The sequence below is a fragment of the Mycobacterium sp. genome (assembly GCF_052143115.1).
Taxonomy (GTDB): Bacteria; Actinomycetota; Actinomycetes; order Mycobacteriales; family Mycobacteriaceae; genus Mycobacterium.
Genome location: NZ_JBKQTQ010000219.1, coordinates 1 through 3,607 on the forward strand (window position 1 = coordinate 1; position 3,607 = coordinate 3,607).

At 63.9% G+C, this 3,607-nt stretch carries 5 protein-coding genes; 1 reads left to right on the forward strand and 4 read right to left on the reverse strand.

Annotated elements, in window-relative coordinates:
- Nucleotides 1-778, reverse strand: a 778-nt coding sequence (locus ACLQI9_RS22045) for a ferredoxin reductase (RefSeq protein ID WP_442392196.1), incomplete at its 3' end; no start/stop codon positions are given.
- Between the two features lie 176 nt (nucleotides 779-954).
- On the opposite strand from ACLQI9_RS22045, the gene ACLQI9_RS22050 reads away from it, so the two are divergent.
- Entirely contained in the window at nucleotides 955-1,794 is an 840-nt protein-coding gene (locus tag ACLQI9_RS22050; RefSeq protein ID WP_442392197.1) for a TetR/AcrR family transcriptional regulator, read from the forward strand.
- On the opposite strand, the gene ACLQI9_RS22055 is transcribed toward ACLQI9_RS22050, so the two are convergent.
- The 3 genes from ACLQI9_RS22055 to ACLQI9_RS22065 form a co-directional block, all read right to left on the reverse strand.
- Complete coding sequence (locus tag ACLQI9_RS22055) at nucleotides 1,767-1,892, reverse strand: hypothetical protein (RefSeq protein WP_442392198.1); 126 nt, start codon at nucleotides 1,890-1,892, stop codon at nucleotides 1,767-1,769. The genes ACLQI9_RS22050 and ACLQI9_RS22055 overlap by 28 nt on opposite strands.
- 268 nt (nucleotides 1,893-2,160) lie before the next feature.
- Nucleotides 2,161-2,952: a GAF and ANTAR domain-containing protein gene (locus ACLQI9_RS22060; protein ID WP_442392199.1), complete on the reverse strand. Its 792-nt coding sequence runs from the start codon at nucleotides 2,950-2,952 to the stop codon at nucleotides 2,161-2,163.
- A 370-nt stretch (nucleotides 2,953-3,322) separates the two neighbouring features.
- A partial coding sequence (locus tag ACLQI9_RS22065; RefSeq protein ID WP_442392200.1) for a MerR family transcriptional regulator occupies nucleotides 3,323-3,607 on the reverse strand: 285 nt, incomplete at its 5' end.

Below are 3,607 nucleotides of genomic sequence, written 5' to 3' on the forward strand. Positions count from 1 at the left end.
CCGGCGGTCCGCACGCCCACGTGGGGCGCTTCGCCCAATCCCCGACGATGCTGTCCAATCCGGCGAAGTCCAGATGTCCGTCGTCCTGGGTCAATTGCAGGTGCAGCCGATAGCCAGTGTGATCGTCATCGAGCTTCGTCAACTCGTCGTGGAATATGACGTGCTCGACCGACGGGGCGGAGTGGATGTGCACGATGTCGGGACTCTCGCCGCGCGCCTTCAATCCGCGCAGCATCGCCATGATGGGAGTGATGCCACTACCCGCGCTCACCAGAAGCAACTTCGCCGGCGCGGGATCCGGCAGCGCGAAATCGCCCTTGGGTGCGGCCAATCGGACGATGGTTCCGGCCTCGACGCCATTCACCAGATGCGAGGAAAGGAACCCTTCGGGCGTCGCCTTGACGGTGATCGATATCAGCTTCTTGTCGCGCTGCGGAATCGAAGTGAGCGAATAAGACCGCCAGTGCCATCGACCGTCGAGTCGCAGACCGATTCCGACATACTGCCCGGGCCGGTAGTCACCGGAGAAGCCCCAACCCGGTTTGATCGTCACGCTGGCCGAGTCCTCGGTCTCGCGCTCAACCGACACGACCTCGCCGCGCAGTTCCCTGGCAGACCACAGCGGGTTGACCAGTTTCAGGTAATCGTCGGGCAGCAACGGTGTCGTCGCTCTGGCCACCAACCCCCGCAACATATTCACATGCGGAGTGGTAGCGGTGTCCACATCTTTCGCCGGCTTAACGCTCCACTGCCGCACACTGCGGATCGTCGACCCCATACGCACTCCAGTTCTCCGCCGCGGGCGTGACCGCGGTCACTCAGGCATCGGCTGAATGTCCCGATTCGCCGAGGACCAAACCAAGCCCCCGCGAGTCGCGCACCGGTAACCTTACTTAGAGATGGGTCACTGGTCTAGTGATTGTTGAAATGCGTTTACAAAGTAGGTCTAGCTCTATGTCACGACGCAGGTCACGCCGGTCAAGCGGTATACCAGCAGACGTCATCCAGGCCACGCTGGGTTCGGCCGAACAACTCGGCAGAGACGTGGCCGACGTGCCGATCGCCGTGATCGCGCACGCGCTGGGGGTGTCGCGTAGCACGCTGCTGCGCCAGCTCGGCGGTTCCCGACGGGCACTGGACGACGCGGTACGCGACTCCGGTGTGGATCCGGGGGGACGGCCTCCGGTGCGGCTGCGAGCTGTCGAAGCGGCAGCTGCGCTGGTCAGCGCAGGGGGCGTTGCGGCGGCATCCTTCGAGGCGACCGCTGCCCGCGCAGATTGCTCGGTGCACAGCCTCTATGCGGTGTTCGTCGGACGTGACGAGCTACTGCAGGCCGTCTACGACCGGTACATGCCGGACCTCGATCTGGAAGACATCATTTCCGACTCATCATCCGACCTGAAAGAGACAGTGCGCCGAATCCACCTCTCGCTTGCAGACGCTTTCCTTCGCGAACCGCGCGTGTTGCCCGCCTTACTTGCCGAAGCCTTGGCCCGTCCGGCGGGCTCAAGTGGCCAAGTCTTGGTTGAGCACGGCGTGCTGCGCGTGCTCGCTGTTCTGGATCGGTGGCTGGAGCGTGAACGTGCCGCCGGCCGCATTCGCGACATTCCCCGCGAATTGCTTATTCAACAGCTGGTTAGCCCCATCTCGGTACATTGCATGATGCGCCCGGGGTTGGCTGCTAACACCCCCGAAGTCGCGCTGCCCGGCCTCGAGGAATGTTGCGACATTTTCGCCGAAGCGTTCGTTGATGCCGTTGCGCCGCGTCACGGCACTCGCCCGACGTATTCGTAATCCTGAATTGGGATCTCTGCGTAACGTAAAGACGAACACACGGCGACCGCCCCGCCGCCGACCGCCACCTGTTCAACAAATTCCTTGGCGAACTCCACCAGTTCCTCCTACAAGGGCAGACCTTCGACTAAGCCACAGCATTCCCGGTGCCCCCGTCCACCGCTGCCTCGCGGCCCTTCGGTCCCGAACCTTGGCGACCCCGAGCAGGGCGCCAAGTGAGACAGCAAACGAGGCACCGTGAATCGCGGAAATGACGCGGCGTCGAAGGCCCGGAAGACGCGCCTCTCATCCCTTCAGAAACGACGAACGAGATCCGCGTAGGCCTGAAGGGCTCAGTGGCCAAGCATCCAGGGGTGTTGGTTAGGTCTAACTGTGCCGGGCGCGGGCGCGGCGTACCGCCTCTTCAACTAGTTGCCGGGCGACGACGTGCAGTTTGGCGTTCTGGGATTGGCTGATCTGTCGCACCCGGTCGAACCCGTCGTCGGTGTTGACGCCGGTGCGGGCGCGAATGATGCCGATCGCCTGATCGATCACCGGCCGACTGTCCAACGCCCGGGTCAGCCGCTCGGCTCTGTCGCACGCCATGACCAACAGCTGCGCGTTGTGCACCGACACCGCGGCCAGCCCGGCGAATTGGGCGCCCAGACGCACCGCGTGTTCATCGAAAACGTCGCGATCGAAAGCGAAGCAGTCGATTGCACCGACCACCTGCTCGGCAACCAGCAGCGGCAACGACAACGCCGAATGCACACCCATGCGAGCGACCCGGCCGCCCAACCGGGGCCATCGTTGATCACTGCCCAACGATCCGCTGATCACCGGGCGCCGCATCTGAATACAGCTCACGCACGGCCCCTCGTGGAAGATCTCGTATTGCACCGTGCCGATCTGACGGGCAAATTCCGCGGTGGCCGTCCACGACTGAATCTGCGGCGGCGCACCGTCGGGCGGACACCTCACCCCCGCGACAGCGGCGACCCCATCAACCCCTGGGATCGCCTCGGCGGCGAACTCGGCCACCGCGACGAGCAACTCCTTCACACACCCGCCGGCCACCCCGCTCACACCCGCCCGCAGACCGTCCCCGTCAGCATCGCCCTGTTGCCGGGTGAACTCTGACTCAACCGGCAGATCCGACCATGCGTCGTCCTCGGTCATGATGCTGATGAAGCTCCAGTCATGTCGTCGCCTACACCGGTAACCCATCAGATTGCCACAGCTACCTCGGGCCACCTGGTTTAACAGACGAAGCAACGGGAAAGCGGCATTAGCGGCGGACTGACTGACAGGTTGCATCTGAGTCTGCTGCCAGGCGATGCGGGGGGCAACCAGGTGCGTTCAGAAGGCAGCGCCCACCCCGCGCCGCCGCCGCACCTTTGAAGGTGAGGTCACTCGTCGAACGGGTCAACCCCGAACACGAACGAAGGCAACCAAATCGGGAGCTGTAAGGGGACGAATTGGCGCGGCGCGTCGAGTAGACGGTTCCCACCGGGGCCCGACACGCCGTCGCGAATCTAAAGACACGGAGTCAACCAGATCCTGTCTCAGCTGATGACCCAGGAGCGTCGTTCAGGGACAGAGCATCATCACCGGAAGGGGCGCGACCGGCGTCAAGGCTCCGGTGGAGCTCAGCGTTGATGGCGTGGGCCTCAGCGAGTTGATCTTCAAGGATGATGATGCGGCACGCCGCATCCAGGGCGGTGCCGCGGTCGACCAGTTCACGAGCCCGCGCCGCGACCCGTAGTTGATAGCGGGAGTAGCGGCGGTGTCCGCCCTCGGAGCGTTGAGGTGTGAGTAGTTTTGCCTCGTCGAG